The 15,791-nt window shown below is 71.8% G+C and carries 9 protein-coding genes and 1 pseudogene; 3 read left to right on the top strand and 7 right to left on the bottom strand.

What is annotated here, in order from left to right; genetic code table 11:
• Positions 1-23: 23 nt before the first annotated feature.
• The 6 genes from serA to ACFXPK_RS10980 form a co-directional block, all read right to left on the bottom strand.
• The gene (gene serA, locus ACFXPK_RS11005) at positions 24-1,616 is read right to left on the bottom strand and encodes a phosphoglycerate dehydrogenase (protein ID WP_384993073.1); all 1,593 of its coding nucleotides are present in this window, start codon (positions 1,614-1,616) and stop codon (positions 24-26) included.
• Between the two features lie 303 nt (positions 1,617-1,919).
• Positions 1,920-3,119 (bottom strand): ketol-acid reductoisomerase, encoded by a 1,200-nt coding sequence (ilvC, locus tag ACFXPK_RS11000; protein ID WP_384993076.1) that lies wholly within the window; start codon positions 3,117-3,119, stop codon positions 1,920-1,922.
• Complete coding sequence (gene ilvN, locus ACFXPK_RS10995; RefSeq protein ID WP_329822124.1) at positions 3,064-3,588, bottom strand: acetolactate synthase small subunit; 525 nt, start codon at positions 3,586-3,588, stop codon at positions 3,064-3,066. The genes ilvC and ilvN overlap by 56 nt, the downstream gene beginning before the upstream one ends.
• Positions 3,589-3,617: 29 nt before the next feature.
• Positions 3,618-5,489 carry an acetolactate synthase large subunit gene (locus tag ACFXPK_RS10990; protein WP_385073989.1) on the bottom strand — a complete coding sequence of 624 codons (1,872 nt, stop codon included), beginning with the start codon at positions 5,487-5,489 and terminating at the stop codon, positions 3,618-3,620.
• Positions 5,490-5,692: 203 nt separating this feature from the next.
• Positions 5,693-8,563 (bottom strand): putative bifunctional diguanylate cyclase/phosphodiesterase, encoded by a 2,871-nt coding sequence (locus ACFXPK_RS10985; protein WP_385074078.1) that lies wholly within the window; start codon positions 8,561-8,563, stop codon positions 5,693-5,695.
• A 418-nt stretch (positions 8,564-8,981) separates the two neighbouring features.
• Positions 8,982-9,965 (bottom strand): 2-hydroxyacid dehydrogenase, encoded by a 984-nt coding sequence (locus ACFXPK_RS10980; protein ID WP_384993082.1) that lies wholly within the window; start codon positions 9,963-9,965, stop codon positions 8,982-8,984.
• Between the two features lie 184 nt (positions 9,966-10,149).
• Here ACFXPK_RS10980 and ACFXPK_RS10975 point away from each other — a divergent pair, with 184 nt between their 5' ends.
• The 3 genes from ACFXPK_RS10975 (at position 10,150) to ACFXPK_RS10965 (ending at position 12,733) form a co-directional block, all read left to right on the top strand.
• Positions 10,150-11,166: an aldo/keto reductase gene (locus ACFXPK_RS10975; RefSeq protein WP_385073986.1), complete on the top strand. Its 1,017-nt coding sequence runs from the start codon at positions 10,150-10,152 to the stop codon at positions 11,164-11,166.
• A gap of 139 nt (positions 11,167-11,305) precedes the next feature.
• Positions 11,306-12,481: a PQQ-dependent sugar dehydrogenase gene (locus tag ACFXPK_RS10970; protein WP_385073983.1), complete on the top strand. Its 1,176-nt coding sequence runs from the start codon at positions 11,306-11,308 to the stop codon at positions 12,479-12,481.
• Between the two features lie 57 nt (positions 12,482-12,538).
• Entirely contained in the window at positions 12,539-12,733 is a 195-nt protein-coding gene (locus ACFXPK_RS10965; RefSeq protein ID WP_384993090.1) for a DUF6191 domain-containing protein, read from the top strand.
• Positions 12,734-12,743: 10 nt separating this feature from the next.
• Here ACFXPK_RS10965 and ACFXPK_RS10960 read toward each other — a convergent pair.
• Positions 12,744-15,722: pseudogene (locus ACFXPK_RS10960) on the bottom strand (ATP-binding protein); the annotation flags it as partial.
• Positions 15,723-15,791 lie beyond the last annotated feature (69 nt).

Genomic DNA, 15,791 nt, shown 5'->3' with positions numbered 1-15,791 from the left:
GGTCGGGATCAGAACGGGGAGCGTCAGTCCGTGAGGTTCACCGAACGGGCCGAGACCGCGCCGATCTCGGCGGCGATCTCCGTGAGCACGGCCTGCGGGACCGTGTCGTCGACGGTGAGGACGACCAGCGCCTCGCCGCCCTCCTCCGCGCGGGAGACCTGCATGCCCGCGATGTTCAGTCCGGCCTCGCCGAGGATCCGGCCGACCGTGCCGACGACGCCGGGGCGGTCCTCGTACCGCAGGACGACCATGTGCTCGGCCAGCGCCAGGTCCACGTCGTACTCACCGATGGCGACGATCTTCAGCAGGTGCTTGGGACCGGCCAGCGTGCCGGAGACCGAGACCTCCTCGCCGCCCGCGAGCGTGCCGCGCACCGTCACCACGTTGCGGTGGTTCGGGGACTCGCTGGAGGTGGTGAGACGGACCTCGACACCGCGCTCCTGCGCGAACAGCGGCGCGTTCACGTACGAGACCGTCTCCGCGACGACATCCTCGAACACGCCCTTGAGCGCGGAGAGTTCGAGCACCTTCACATCGTGCTGGGTGATCTCGCCGTAGACCTCGACGTCGAGCCGGGCCGCGACCTCGCCCGCGAGGGCGGTGAAGATCCGGCCGAGCTTCTCGGCGAGCGGCAGCCCCGGGCGTACGTCCTCGGCGATGACCCCGCCCTGGACGTTGACCGCGTCCGGGACCAGCTCACCGGCGAGCGCGAGCCGTACGGAACGCGCGACCGCGACGCCCGCCTTCTCCTGCGCCTCGTCGGTGGAGGCGCCGAGGTGGGGCGTACAGACGACCTGGTCGAACTCGAAGAGCGGGGAGTCCGTGCAGGGCTCCTTCGCGTACACGTCGAGACCGGCGCCGGCGACCCGGCCCTCCTTGAGGGCGGAGGCGAGCGCCGCCTCGTCGACGATCCCGCCGCGCGCGGCGTTGACGATCCGGACCGACGGCTTGACCTTGTGCAGCGCCTCGTCGCCGATGAGACCGATCGTCTCGGGGGTCTTGGGCAGGTGCACGGTGATGAAGTCCGACACCTCCAGGAGCTCGTCCAGCGTCAGCAGCTTGACGCCCATCTGCGCGGCGCGGGCCGGCTGCACATAGGGGTCGTACGCGACGATCTTCATGCCGAAGGCGGACATGCGCTGTGCGACGAGCACGCCGATCCGGCCCAGACCGACGACACCGAGGGTCTTCTCGCTCAGCTCGACGCCCGTGTACTTGGAGCGCTTCCACTCACCGTTCTTGAGCGCGGTGTTGGCCTGCGGGATGTGGCGCGCGGTGGCCACCAGCAGACCGCAGGCCAGCTCGGCGGCGGTGACGATGTTCGACGTCGGCGCGTTGACGACCATCACGCCGGCCTTCGTGGCGGCGGAGACGTCGACGTTGTCCAGGCCGACACCGGCGCGGGCGACGACCCTCAGCTTCCTGGCCGCGGCCACGGCCTCCGCGTCGACCTTGGTCGCGGAGCGGACGAGGATCGCGTCCACGTCGGCGATGGCAGGAAGCAGCTCCGCGCGGTCGGCGCCGTTGCAGTGCCGGATCTCGAAATCCGGACCGAGCGCGTCGACGGTGGCGGGCGAAAGCTCTTCAGCGATGAGTACGACAGGTTTCGAGCTCACGTGAGTCCTCACAAGTCCCATTGCGGACGGCCGTCCCGACGGCCGCATGCGGTGGAGGGGTCCTAGGGCGGAGCGCGCCCTAACCGCGTGAAAGACGCACGACGCTGTGGGCCTGACGCGTATGTGTTGAGCAGTGTAGTGCTGCCATGGGCTGCGTTTCCGCCCGTACGGCAGGATCACTCGAACGTGCGGCCAGGCGGCGGTGCGCCGTGCGTCGACGAGGGGCGGGCGGCCCCGGCCCGGCCCTCTCCCCCGGTGTGTCCGGAGGAGAGGGAGCCGGTCCGGGGCCGCCCGCCCACGGTGTTACGCGTCCTCGTCGTCGACCCAGCTCATGAGCTTGCGCAGCTCGGCGCCGGTCGTCGCCAGCAGGCTGTCGCTGTCGGCCTTCTTGTACTCGTTGTACTTCTTCAGACCGCCGTGGTACTCGTCCATCCAGTTCTTGGCGAACGTACCGTCCTGGATCTCAGCCAGGATCTTCTTCATCTCGACCTTGGTCTGGTCGGTGATGACGCGCGGGCCGCTGACGTAGTCGCCCCACTCGGCGGTCTCGGAGACCGACCAGCGCATCTTCTCCAGGCCGCCCTCGTACATGAGGTCCACGATCAGCTTCAGCTCGTGGAGGCACTCGAAGTACGCGATCTCCGGCTGGTAGCCGGCCTCGGTCAGCGTCTCGAAGCCCGCCTTGACCAGCGCGGCGGTACCGCCGCAGAGCACGGCCTGCTCACCGAACAGGTCGGTCTCGGTCTCCTCGGTGAAGGTCGTCTTGATGACGCCGGCGCGGGTGCCGCCGATGCCCTTCGCGTAGGAGAGGGCCAGCGCGAACGCCGAACCCGAGAAGTCCTGCTCGACGGCGGCGATGCACGGAACGCCGCGGCCCTCCTCGTACTGGCGGCGCACCAGGTGGCCCGGGCCCTTGGGGGCGACCATCGCGACATCGACATTGGCCGGCGGCTTGATGAAGCCGTAGCGGATGTTGAGGCCGTGGCCGAAGAACAGCGCGTCGCCGTCCTTCAGGTGGTCCTTGACGGACTCCTCGTACACCTGGGCCTGGATCGGGTCCGGCACCAGGATCATGATGACGTCGGCCTCGGCGGCGGCCTCGGCGGGCGTCACGACCCGCAGACCCTGCTCCTCGGCCTTGGCCTTGGACTTGGAGCCCTCGTGCAGGCCGACCCGGACGTCGACACCCGAGTCACGGAGCGACAGCGCGTGGGCGTGGCCCTGGCTGCCGTAACCGATGACCGCGACCTTGCGGTTCTGGATGATGGACAGGTCGGCATCGTCGTCGTAGAACAGCTCGGCCACTGGGTCTTCTCCTTGGTGTGCACTTCTGTGAAATGTCGCAGCTTCCGTCCCACCGTACGGCGGGTGGGCGAAGCCGGTCTCCCGGTCTCGGTATTCGAACCGGACCGGGCGGGGTCCTGTTCGCCTCTCGTGGCGAGGGGCGTCAGGCGCTGCGGTCCAGGGCCCGCAGGCTGCGGTCCGTGATGGACCGCGCGCCACGCCCTATGGCGATCGTCCCGGACTGCACCAGCTCCTTGACGCCGAACTGCTCCAGCATCTTGAGCATGGCGTCGAGCTTGTCACTCGATCCGGTGGCCTCGATCGTGACCGCGTCGGGTGACACGTCGACGGTCTTGGCGCGGAAGAGCTGGACGATCTCGACGATCTGGGAGCGGGTCTCGTTGTCGGCGCGGACCTTCACCAGGACGAGCTCGCGCTGGATCGCAGCGCCGGGCTCGAGTTCGACGATCTTCAGGACGTTCACCAGCTTGTTGAGCTGCTTCGTCACCTGCTCCAGGGGCAGTTCCTCGACATTGACCACAATGGTGATGCGGGAGATGTCGGGGTGTTCGGTGACACCGACGGCGAGCGAGTCGATGTTGAAACCGCGGCGGGAGAACAGCGCGGCGATCCGGGCGAGGATGCCGGGGGTGTTCTCCACCAGAACGGAGAGCGTGTGCCTGGTCATGTGTCGGTCTCTTCTCTCGTTCTCGCGGCTCAGTCGTCGGCGCTGTCGCCGAAGTCGGGGCGGATGCCCCGGGCGGCCATGACCTCGTCGTTGGAGGTGCCGGCGGCGACCATCGGCCACACCTGGGCGTCCTCGTGGACGATGAAGTCGACCACGACGGGGCGGTCGTTGATGGCGTTGGCCTTGGCGATGACCGCGTCGAGATCGTCCGGGGACTCGCAGCGCAGGGCGACACAGCCCATGGCCTCGGACAGCTTGACGAAGTCCGGGACGCGGGTGCCGCCGCTGGGGCCGCCGCCGTTGTCCGCCCCCGCGTGCAGGACGGTGTTGGAGTAGCGCTGGTTGTAGAAGAGGGTCTGCCACTGGCGGACCATCCCGAGCGCCCCGTTGTTGATGATCGCGACCTTGATCGGGATGTTGTTGAGCGCGCAGGTCGTGAGTTCCTGGTTGGTCATCTGGAAGCAGCCGTCGCCGTCGATCGCCCAGACGGTACGGTCCGGCTGCCCGGCCTTGGCGCCCATGGCCGCCGGGACGGCGTATCCCATGGTCCCGGCGCCGCCGGAGTTCAGCCAGGTGGCGGGCTTCTCGTACTCGATGAAGTGCGCGGCCCACATCTGGTGCTGGCCGACGCCCGCGGCGAAGATCGTGTCCTCCGGCGCGAGCTGCCCGACGCGCTGGATGACCTGCTGCGGCGAGAGGGAGCCGTCGCCGGGCTGCTCGTAGCCGAGGGGGTAGGTCGCGCGCCAGCGGTCGAGGTCGCGCCACCACGCGGCGTACTTGCCCTGGGCGGCACCGCCGACATGGCCTTCGGTGTGCTCCGCCTGGACGGCCTGGACGAGGTCGGCCAGGACCTCGCGGGCGTCCCCGACGATCGGCACGTCCGCGATGCGGTTCTTGCCGATCTCGGCGGGGTCGATGTCCGCGTGGACGATCTTGGCGTACGGCGCGAAGCTGTCCAGCTTGCCGGTGACGCGGTCGTCGAAGCGGGCGCCGAGGGCGACGATCAGGTCGGCCTTCTGGAGCGCGGTGACGGCGGTGACCGAACCGTGCATGCCCGGCATCCCCACGTGCAGCGGGTGGCTGTCGGGGAAGGCGCCCAGCGCCATCAGGGTGGTGGTGACGGGGGCGCCGGTCAGCTCGGCGAGGACCTTCAGCTCCGCGGTGGCGCCGGCCTTGATGACGCCGCCGCCGACGTACAGGACGGGGCGCTCGGCCTGGGTGATCAGCCGGGCGGCCTCGCGGATCTGCTTGGCGTGCGGCTTGGTCACCGGACGGTAGCCCGGCAGGTCCTGGGTGGGCGGCCAGGAGAAGGACGTACGGGCCTGGAGGGCGTCCTTGGCGATGTCGACCAGGACGGGGCCCGGCCGGCCCGTGGAGGCGATGTGGAACGCCTCGGCGATGGTCCGCGGGATGTCCTCGGCCTTGGTGACGAGGAAGTTGTGCTTGGTGATCGGCATCGTGATGCCGCAGATGTCCGCCTCCTGGAAGGCGTCCGTGCCGATGGCCTTGCTCGCCACCTGGCCGGTGATCGCGACGAGCGGCACCGAGTCCATGTGCGCGTCGGCGATCGGGGTGACCAGGTTGGTGGCGCCGGGCCCCGAGGTGGCCATGCAGACGCCGACCTTGCCGGTGGCCTGGGCGTAGCCGGTCGCGGCGTGGCCCGCGCCCTGCTCGTGGCGGACGAGGACGTGCCGGACGCGGGTGGAGTCCATCATCGGGTCGTACGCGGGGAGGATGGCGCCCCCGGGGATGCCGAATACGATCTCGGCGCCCACCTCTTCAAGAGACCGGATGAGCGACTGCGCGCCCGTGACGTGCTCGACTGAGGCGGAGGACGGTCCGCCGTTACGGGCCCGCGGCTGCGGATGGTGGGCCCCGGTGGCCTGCTCGGTCATCGGCATTCTCTTCTCGAAGCTGAGGGTTTTTGCGAGGTTTGTGGTGTGCCGGTGCAACAAAAAACCCCTCGTGCCGTGAGGCAGGCGAGGGGAGCGCGTCGGTGCGGTCTGCAGAGCGGGAAGGGGGCTCTGCGTCAGCCGACGCGCTGTCCAAGTACGAGAATTCGGGTGCGCATGGAAATGACCCTCCCTCCGGCGCGCCCCGGCTGTCAAGTGGGTGGGACGGGAGTCTCAGTATTTGAGCGGACCGGGGGCCGGGGAATCCGGTCGGAGACGGGCTGCCGGGGCCGCCGTACGGGCAGTGCGCCACCGGTGCCGGCGAGGACGGGCAGCGCGTTGGTGCTGGGCATGGGGTAGGAACCGGCCACCAGGGCGCGGCGCAGCCGGTACTCGTCGAGCGGCCCGGAGAAGGCCATGCCCTGGCCGTGGGTGCACCCCATGGCGCGCAGGGCGGTCACCTGTTCGGGGAGGTCCACCCCCTCGGCGACGGACTGCATGCCCAGGTCGCAGGCGATCCGCAGCAGCCCGGCGGTGATCTTGTGGAGCCGGCCGGACTCGACGACGCCCTCGACCAGACCGCGGTCCAGTTTCAGTACGTCGACGGGGAGGCGGCGCAGCGCGTTCATCGCCGCGTACCCGCTGCCGAAGCCGTCGAGCGCGATCCTGACGCCGAGGCGGCGCAGTGCGACGAGGCGGTGCTCCAGCTCGTCCAGGGAGGCGCGCGGGTCGTTGTCGGACAGCTCGATCATCAGGGCCCCGGAGGGCAGGTCGTGGCGCATCAGCAGGGCTTCCACGGAGCTGAGCGGGAGGGACTTGTCGAGGAGCTTGCGGGCCGGGATCCGTACGGAGACGGGCGCGGAGTAGCCCATCCCGGCGCGTTCGGCGGCCTGCTTGACGGCTTCTTCGAGGAGCCAGTGGCCCAGCTCCGAGGTGCGGTCGCCGTCGTCGGAGCCGCGCAGGAACTCGGCGGGGGTGAAGAGGATGCCCTGGGCGGAGCGCCAGCGGGCCTGGGCGGCGACGGCGGAGACCCGGCCCGAGGTGAGGTGCACCACGGGCTGGTGGAGCAGGGTGAACTCGCCGTCGTGCAGCGCGGTGCGCAGTCTGGCGGCCAGCTCGGTCCTGCGGACCACGTCGGCCTGCATCTGGGGCGCGTACATCTCGACGCGGTTCTTGCCGCCCGCCTTGGCGCGGTACATGGCGAGGTCCGCGTTGCGCATGAGGTCGGTGGGGGTTATGCCGGGCTCGGCGAAGGCGACGCCGATGGAGGCGGCGACACGGACGTCGTTGCCGTCGATCTTGTAGGGCTGGGAGAGCTTGAGGCGCAGCCGGTCGGCGATCTCGTGGACCTGGTACTCCCGGGCCGTCTGGTCGCCGGAGCCGTCGCCGAGGACGATGGCGGCGAACTCGTCGCCGCCGAGCCGGGCGGCGGTGTCGCCCGCCCGGACGGAGTCCTGGAGCCGGTGGGCGGCGAGGATCAGGAGTTCGTCCCCCACCTGATGCCCCAGGCGGTCGTTGACGCCCTTGAAGCCGTCGAGGTCGATGAAGAGCACCGCCGTGCCGGGGTCGGTCGTACGGCGGCCGGAGAGGGCCTGCCTGACCCGCTGGGTGAAGAGCGCCCGGTTGGGCAGGTCGGTGAGCGGGTCGTGCTCGGCGTTGTGCTGGAGCTGTGCCTGGAGGCGGACCCGTTCGGTGACGTCCCGGCTGTTGAAGATCAGTCCGCCCTGGTGGCGGTTGACGGTGGACTCCACGTTGAGCCAGTCGCCGGTACCGGAGCGGAAGCGGCACTCGATGCGGGTCGTGGGCTCGTCGGCGGGAGGGGCGGCCAGGAAGCGCCGTACTTCGTGGACGACCCGGCCGAGGTCGTCGGGGTGGATGATCGAGGCGAGTTCGGCGCCGACGAGATCCTCGGCCTCGCGCCCGTAGACGCCGGTGGCGGCGGGGCTCACGTAGCGGAGTATCCCGGAGGGCGCGGCGATCATGATGACATCGCTGGACCCCTGGACCAGGGAGCGGAAGTGGCTCTCCTTGTGGGCCAGTTCATGGGTGAGGGCGATGTTGTCGACGAGCATGATGCCCTGCCGGACCACCAGGGCGAGCACGACCGTGCAGCCGGTGAGGACGACCACACGGTCGACCTTGCGGCCCTCGGTGACGTTGTACAGGATCCCCAGCGTGCACACGGCCGCGGCGAGATACGGCGTGAGCGCGGCCAGGGAGCCCGCGATCGGCGTGGAGTGCCGGGTGTGGCGGTCCTCGCGGGGCGTGGCGGGGGTGCTGGGCTCGGGGAGGCGCCGGACGCCCCAGGGCGCGTACGCGAGGAGCAGCGACCCGGCGAACCAGCCGGCGTCCAGGAGCTGTCCCGAGCGGTAGGTCTCGCGCAGCAGCGGTGAGGTGAACAGAGCGTCGCAGAGCACCGTCAGGGCGAGCGCGGCGATCGCGGTGTTGACCGCGGAGCGGCTGCCCGCGGCCTTACGGAAGTGCAGGGCGAGCACCATGCTGACGAGGACGATGTCCAGCAGCGGGTAGGCGAGCGAGAGCGCGGCCTGGGTGACGCTCTCGCCCTGGAACTGCGCGGTGCGGGCGAGGGCGAGGCTCCAGGAGAGCGTGAGCAGCGAGCCGCCGATCAGCCAGGAGTCCAGCGCGAGGCAGACCCAGCCGGCCTTGCTGACCGGCCGTTTGGCGAGGACGAGCAGGCCGACGATGGCGGGGGGCGCGAAGCAGAGGAAGAAGAGGTCCGCGAGGCTGGGGCTGGGTACGGGCTCTTCGAGGATCACCTCGTACCAGCCCCAGACCGCGTTGCCCGCCGAGGCCATCGCGGAGGAGAAGGAGAACAGCAGCCACGCGGGCCGGAAGCGGCTGGTGTGGCCGCGTGCGTAGAAGAAGCAGGAGACCGCGGCGATCAGAGCCGCGAGGCTCAGTCCGAAGTCACCCATGATCAGGGCGAGTTTCTCCGAACCCCAGCCCACCGCGGCGCCGGCCGCGTAACCGGCACAGATCAGGGCGAGGAGGAGCTGGGCGACCAGCCCCTTGCTCCCGCCGGAGATCTGGCGCCCGCTCACGAACACGCCCTCGGCGCTCACCGGATGGCCCCGGATGACGTCACCGTCTCCGTCACCGCCGGCAGGCGCGGATCGCGCGCCGCGGTGTCCGGAGGTCGTCGCCGCCGACACCCCTGCCGCGTCGGATCGTTCGTCCATTGGCCGTACATAGCCCGTCGCCCCCCTCGGATTCCTGTCACTCCGCTGCCCCGTCCCACGCGCGGCACAGCCCCCAGATCGGGACGATACACCAGACTCGTCACTCAGGGCCATAGTTCTTCTACTCTCCGTGACGACCAGCGGAGTTGTCGGTATCGAGGGTGTCCGGACGGGTGCGGAGCGTGGTGGCGGGGCGTGCGCGCGGCGGCGCGCACGGCGGCGCCGGGGGGCTCCGCGGACGGGCCGGGACGGCGCCACGGGCGCCGGCGGGGGCGGTGCGGACGGAGCCGCGGGCGGGGGGTCAGGCGGCGGGTGATCCGGTCGGTCCTTCCGTCGGTCCGGTCGGTCCTTCCGTCGTCAGGACGACGTTCCGCACCTCTTCCCCGGCGGCGAACCGGGTGAGCTGGCCGGCCAGCAGGCGCTTGGCGCGCGGCAGGAAGGCCGAGGTGGGTCCGCCGACGTGGGGGCTGATGAGGACACCCGGAGCATGCCAGAGCGGATGCCCCGCGGGCAGCGGTTCCGGGTCGGTCACATCGAGCGCGGCTTCGATCCGGCCACTCTCCAGCTCCGCGAGGAGCGCCTTGGTGTCGACGACGGCGCCGCGCGCGACGTTCACCAGCAGGGCGCCGTCCTTCATACGCGCCAGGAACTCGGCTCCCACCAGGCCCTTCGTCCCCTCGGTGAGCGGCGTGGAGAGAATCACGACATCCGCGTCGGGCAGCAGCGCGGGCAGTTCCGTGAACGCGTGCACCGCCCCGCGCTCCGTGGTGCGTGCGGAGCGCGCGACGCGCACCACCCGCGCGCACTCGAACGGAGTGAGCCGGTCCTCGATGGCCGCGCCGATCGAGCCGTAGCCGACGATCAGGACCGACCGGTCGGCGAGCGCCGGCCGGAACCCGGAACGCCACTCCTCGCGGTCCTGGCCCCGTACGAAGCCGGGGACGCCGCGCAGGGAGGCGAGCGTGAGGGTGAGGGCGAGTTCGGCCGTGCTGGCCTCGTGGACGCCCTTGGCGTTGCACAGCCGCACCCCGGCGGGCAGCGTGCCGAGGGCGGGCGCGACATGGTCGATCCCGGCGGAGAGCGTCTGGACGACGCGTACGGACGTCATCGCGGCGAGCGGCCGTATCGACACCTCCGGGGGCCGCATGTACGGCACGACGTAGAAGGCGCAGTCGGCGGGGTCGGCGGGGAACGCGTCCTCACCGTCCCAGTGGAGGTACCGGGGTCCCTCCGGGAGTCCTTCGATCGTCTCGGCCGGAATCGGGAGCCATACGTCAGGAGTCATGGTCAGGAGGCTATGCGACGCCCCCCGGAACGGGGCCCGGGGCGGGGCCCGGAGAGGATCTTCGGACGGGTACTGGAGACGGGACCGGCAGATCGGTGGGGTTAGGGTCTCTCGTTCGGATCGGGCCCAGCGGGATCGGCACGGGAGGCCCTGGCCTGAAGGCGGCACGAGGAGGGGTACGGCGTTGGAGCGCAGGACGATCGGTGCGGCGGCGCTCGAAGTGGGTGCGGTGGGGCTCGGCTGCATGCCGATGCACTGGGCCTACACCACCTCCCAGCAGCACGGCGAGCGCGCGTTGCGCACGGTGCACGCGGCGCTGGACGCCGGGACGAGCCTGCTCGACACGGCCGACATGTACGGCCCGTTCACCAATGAGCTGCTGCTGGGCCGGGTGCTCGGGCGGCGGCGGGCGGACGCCTTCGTCTCCACCAAGTGCGGGCTGCTCGTGGGCGACCAGCACCTCGTGGCCAACGGCCGCCCGGCGTACGTACGGCGGGCCTGCGACGCCTCGCTGCGGCGGCTCCAGACCGATGTGATCGACCTCTACCAGCTCCACCGCGCCGATCCGGAGATACCCGTCGAGGAGACCTGGGGGGCGATGGCCGAGCTGGTCGGGGCGGGGAAGGTACGGGCGCTGGGGCTGTGCGCGGTGGACGCGCGGGCGGTCGGCGCGGGGGCCCGGGCGGCGCGCCGCGGCCCCGGCGGGCGGCCGTACGCGGAAACGATCCGCCAGTTGGAGCGCGTGCAGCAGGTGTTCCCGGTGAGCGCGGTGGAGGCGGAGCTGTCGGTGTGGTCTCCCGAGGCGCTGGACCGGCTGCTGCCGTGGTGCGAGTCGCGGGGTGTCGGCTTCCTGGCGGCGATGCCGCTGGGCAACGGGTTCCTGACGGGGACGCTCACCCCGGGGCAGGGGTTCGAGCCGGACGACCCGCGCGCCCGGCATCCGCGGTTCACGGCGGAGATGATGGCCGCGAACCAGCCGCTGGTGGTGGGGCTCAGGCGGGTGGCGCGGCGGTACGGGGCCACGCCCGCGCAGGTGGCGCTGGCGTGGGTGCTGGGGCGGGGGCGCCATGTGGTGCCGGTGCCGGGGACCAAGCGGGAGGCGTGGGCGGTGGAGAACGCGCGGGCGGCGGAACTGGCGCTGACGGCGCGCGACATGGCCGAAATCGCGGCCCTGCCGCCGGTGCGCGCCTCCTGGGAGTAGCCCCGTACCGGCGTACGCGTCCCCCCGTGGGCCCGCATACGGGTCCGGGTCGGCGGAATCGGTTCCCGAGTCGGGGAACCTTCACGGGGCACGCGGTGTAAGAACAGGTAGAGCCGCAGCCGTCGAAGGGACCGGGACCGTGAAGCGTTCAGCAGGGACGGCCGTGGGGGCCGCCGTCGCCCTTCTCCTGGCGACGGGGTGCTCCTCCGACGAGGGGGTGGGCCCCGCGTTCGAACGCGGCCCCTCGTCGTCGGCGGCGTCCGCCCCGGCCTCGGGGAAGGCGTCGGAGGAGGCGGCGCCCAGCGCGTCCCCCGCGCCCGCGAAGGGCACGGTCGAGGTGGTCTCGACGCTCACCGAGGGGCTCGCCTCGCCGTGGGGGCTCGCGGCGCTGCCGGACGGCGATCTGCTGGTCTCCTCACGCGACGAGGGGACGATCACCCGGATCGACGCGGAGACGGGCCGGAAGACCCCGATCGGTTCGGTGCCCGGGGTCGCCCCGGCCGGGGAGGGCGGGCTGCTGGGGATCGCGGTCTCCCCCGGCTACGCCTCGGACCAGTTGGTCTACGCGTACTTCACCACCGCGGGGGACAACCGGGTCGCGCGGATGTTCCACGACACCAAGAAGCCCGCCGGGCAGCAGTTGGGCGCGCCCGACACGGTGCTGCGGGGCATCCCCAAGGGCACCATCCACAACGGCGGCCGGATCGCCTTCGGACCGGACAAGATGCTGTACGTGGGCACCGGCGAGACGGGGGACACCGGGCTCGCCCAGGACAAGGAGTCACTGGCCGGGAAGATCCTGCGGATGACACCGGACGGTCAGCCGGTGCACGGGAATCCCGAGGCGGATTCACTGGTCTATTCGCTGGGTCACCGCAATGTGCAGGGCCTGGCCTGGGATTCCGACAAGCGGCTGTGGGCCGCGGAATTCGGGCAGAACACCTGGGATGAGCTGAATCTGATCGAGCCGGGGAAGAATTACGGCTGGCCGGTCGCCGAGGGAAAGGCCGGGAAGCCGGGGTACGTGGACCCGGTGGAGCAGTGGAGTACGGACGAGGCGTCGCCCAGCGGAATCGCGTACGTGGCGGGCTCGGTCTGGATGGCGGGGCTGCGCGGTGAGCGGCTCTGGCGGATTCCGCTGGCGGGGCGGGAATCCTCGGCCGACCCGCAGGCGTTTCTCAAGGGGGACCACGGCCGTCTGCGGACGGTACTGGCCGCCGGGGGCAACCGGATGTGGCTCGTGACCAGCGAGACCGACACCCGGGGCACGCCGGGACCGGGCGACGACCGGATCCTTCTGCTGGAGGTCTCGTAGTTCCGCGGCGTCGCGTATCACGTCGCGTATCGGGAGGGTGGGAATACCGTGTTCAACATGATCGAGGAGATCTTCGCCCCGGGCCGCAAACACACGCACGAGGAACAGAAACGACTGGAACTGAGCAGGGTGGATGTCGATGACAACGACCCCGGTCGGGGGCCCATAGACCTCTCCTCGGGAAAGGTCACGATACGGGTTCCCGACGATTCCGCGGGAGCATCCGCGACGGCGGCGGACGACGCGCGATAGCGCGCCGTATTCAGGCCGCCAGGTCGGGGAAGAGGCGCAGCCGGTGCGCGAGCGCCGCCGCTTCCGTCCTTCCCGAGACCCCCAGTTTCGCCAGGATGTTGGAGACGTGGACGCTGGCGGTCTTCGGGGATATGTACAGCTCCTCCGCGATCCTGCGGTTGCTGTGCCCGGCCGAGACCAGCCGCAGGACGTCCTGCTCGCGGCGGGTGAGCCCCAGTTCGCGCAGCGGATCGTCGGCGGCCCGCCGGTCTCCCCCGCCGGTCCGGCCCTCCGGTGCCCGGCCCGAGGCCCGTCCCGTACCACCGTCGGCCGAGGCGCCGAGGCCGATCCTGGCCCGCCCGGCGAGCTGGGTGACCGCCTCGGCCAGCGGGCGCGCGCCGAGCTCCGCCGCAGTGGTGTGCGCCTGGTCGAGCAGGGCCGCCGCGTCGGTGCGGCCGGCGCCCGCGTCGAGCAGCGCCGCCGCCCACCGCAGCCGGGTGAGCGCCAGCTCGTAGGGGCGCTCCACGGCGCCGAACGCCTGGACCGCGCGCGCCCAGAGCGCCGGGCCGTCCGTGCCGTCCGCGCGCGCCAGTTCGGCCTCCAGCAGCAGCCCGTACGCCGCCCAGACGGGGACCAGGGTCGGCAGCCGCTTGGCATGGGTGCGGACCGTGGCCAGCACCTCCGCGCGGCCCGCCTCGGCGCCGGGGAGCCCTCGGGCGTCCGCCTCGATCGCCGCCGCCGTACAGAGCAGCGGCAGCGCGTACCGATGGGTGCCGATCGGGAAGCCGTCCGTGGCGGTCCGCGCGAACTCGGCCCGCGCCTCGGCCAGTGCGCCGCGCCGGGCGGCCATGGCCATCGACAGCCGGACCGGGGTGATGACGTGCTGCGGCTGGAGGTCATGGGTGCCCATGACGGCGCGGTTCAGCTCAACTTGGCGCCGCGCCTCCTCGAAGTCGCCTCTGAACAGGGCGAGTTCGGCGCGTCGTACGGCGAGCAGGGCGCGCGCCTTGTGGGAGCGGGCCAGCTCCACCGTCTCGTCGAGGACGGTGTCCGCCTCCGTCCAGCGGCCCAGGGAGAAGAGGGACTGGGCCAGATTCGTGCGGACCCACGCCTCCGTGTCGGTGAGTCCGCGCCGGTGGCTGAAGGCGATGCCCTCGCGGGCGGTGGTCACCGCCTCCTCCGAGCGGCCCATGCTCTCCAGCGTGGACGGCAGGTTGTTGCCGGCACGGCCCAGGATGGCGACGGCGCCCAGCTCGGTGGCCCGGTCGCGGGCCGCGTAGATCTCGGCGATGCCCTCCTCGACGCCGCCCGCGTCGGCGGTGAGCCAGCCCCGGGTGATCCGGGCGTGCAGTTCGGTGTGTTCGGCGCCGACGAGCCGGGCGTACTCCACGGCCCGGTCGGCGGTGGCCAGGCTCTCCGGCCCCGGCCGGTGCAGGGCGCCCCAGGAGGCGACGTTGGCGAGGACCTCCGCGTGCACGGCGGACGGCTGGAGTCCGCGTACCAGCTCCTGGGCGTTGGCCAGCTCGCGCCAGCCGTCGCTCCGGGTGAGGTCCTGGACGAGCCGGGAGCGCTGGATCCAGAACCAGGCGGCGCGCAGCGGGTCCTTCCCCTCCGACTCGCCCTCCAGGAAGCGCATGGCCTTCTTGGCTATCGCCAGGGCGCGTTCGCGCTCGCCGCTGGAGCGCGCGGCGACCGTCGCCTCGGCCATGAGGTCGAGATAGCGCAGCGGTGACGACTCGGCGGGGCCGCCGCAGGGCGGGTAGACCTCGATGTCGTCCGGTGGCCGCAGGGTGGCCCGCACCTCCCTCGGGGCGTCGTCCCACAGCTCCATGGCCCGTTCGAGCAGGCTCAGTTGTTCGGCGTGCGCGTACCGCTCGCGGGCCTCCACGGAGGCGAGGAGTACGGCGGGCAGCGCCTTCGCCGGGTCGTGCGCGTGGTACCAGTGGCTGGCGAGGCGGGTCGCCCGCTCGTCGGCCCTGACGAGCGAGGGGCCGGCCTCCAGCACCTCCGCGTATCTGCGGTTGAGCCGGGAGCGCTCGCCGGGCAGCAGGTCGTCGCTGACCGCCTCGCGGACGAGGGAGTGGCGGAAGCGGTATCCGTCGCCGTCCGCCGTCGGCAGCAGGATGCTGGCGCCGACGGCGGCCCGCAGCGCCTCGATCAGCTCGTCCTCGGGGAGCCCGGCGACGGCCAGCAGCAGCCGGTACTCGACGGTGGTGCCGCCCTCGGCGACGATCCTGGCGACGCGCTGGGAGTCCTCGGGCAGCGTCTCGACCCGTACGAGCAGCAGATCGCGCAGGGAGTCGCTGAGTCCGGTACGGCAGCCGGAGCCGATGGAGCAGGCCAGCTCCTCCACGAAGAAGGCGTTTCCGTCGGAGCGTTCGAAGATCTGCTCCAGCAGGTCGGGGTCCGGCTCGGCGGCGAGGATGCCGGTGAGCTGGCCGCGCACCTCGGCGCGGTTGAAGCGGGGCAGTTCGATCCTGCGGACGGAGCGCAGCCGGTCCAGCTCGGCGAGGAGGGGGCGCAGCGGGTGGCGGCGGTGCAGGTCGTCGGCGCGGTAGGTGCCGATCACGACGAGCCGGCCGCGGCGCAGGGAGCGGAAGAGATAGGCGAGCAGATGGCGGGTGGAGGTGTCCGCCCAGTGCAGGTCCTCCAGGATGAGCACGATCGTACGGTCGGCGGCCAGCCGCTCCAGCAGGCGTGCGGTCAGCTCGAAGAGGCGGGCGGTGCCGTCCTCGCCCAGCGCGTCCCGGTCGGAGTGGCCCAGCTCGGGCAGGATCCTCGCCAGCTCGTCCTGCTGGCCCTCGGCCGCGGCCATCAGCTCGTCGGGCAGCCGGCGGCGCAGCGAGCGCAGGGCGGTCGAGAAGGGCGCGAACGGGAGTCCGTCCGCGCCGATCTCGACGCATCCGCCGATCGCGACGACGGCCTGCTCGCCGCAGGCCGCCCGGTGCAGCTCCTCGATGAGACGGGTCTTGCCGACGCCGGCCTCGCCGCCGACGAGCACGGCCTGGGGCGGGGCCCGGGGGGGGGGGGGGGGCGCGGTGTTGTGGGGGGGGGGCTCGGGCGGGCGGGCGGCGGAAAA

This window comes from Streptomyces sp. NPDC059142 (assembly GCF_042755665.1).
Classification (GTDB): Bacteria; Actinomycetota; Actinomycetes; order Streptomycetales; family Streptomycetaceae; genus Streptomyces.
This window is presented reverse-complemented; position numbering and strand designations above follow the sequence as displayed.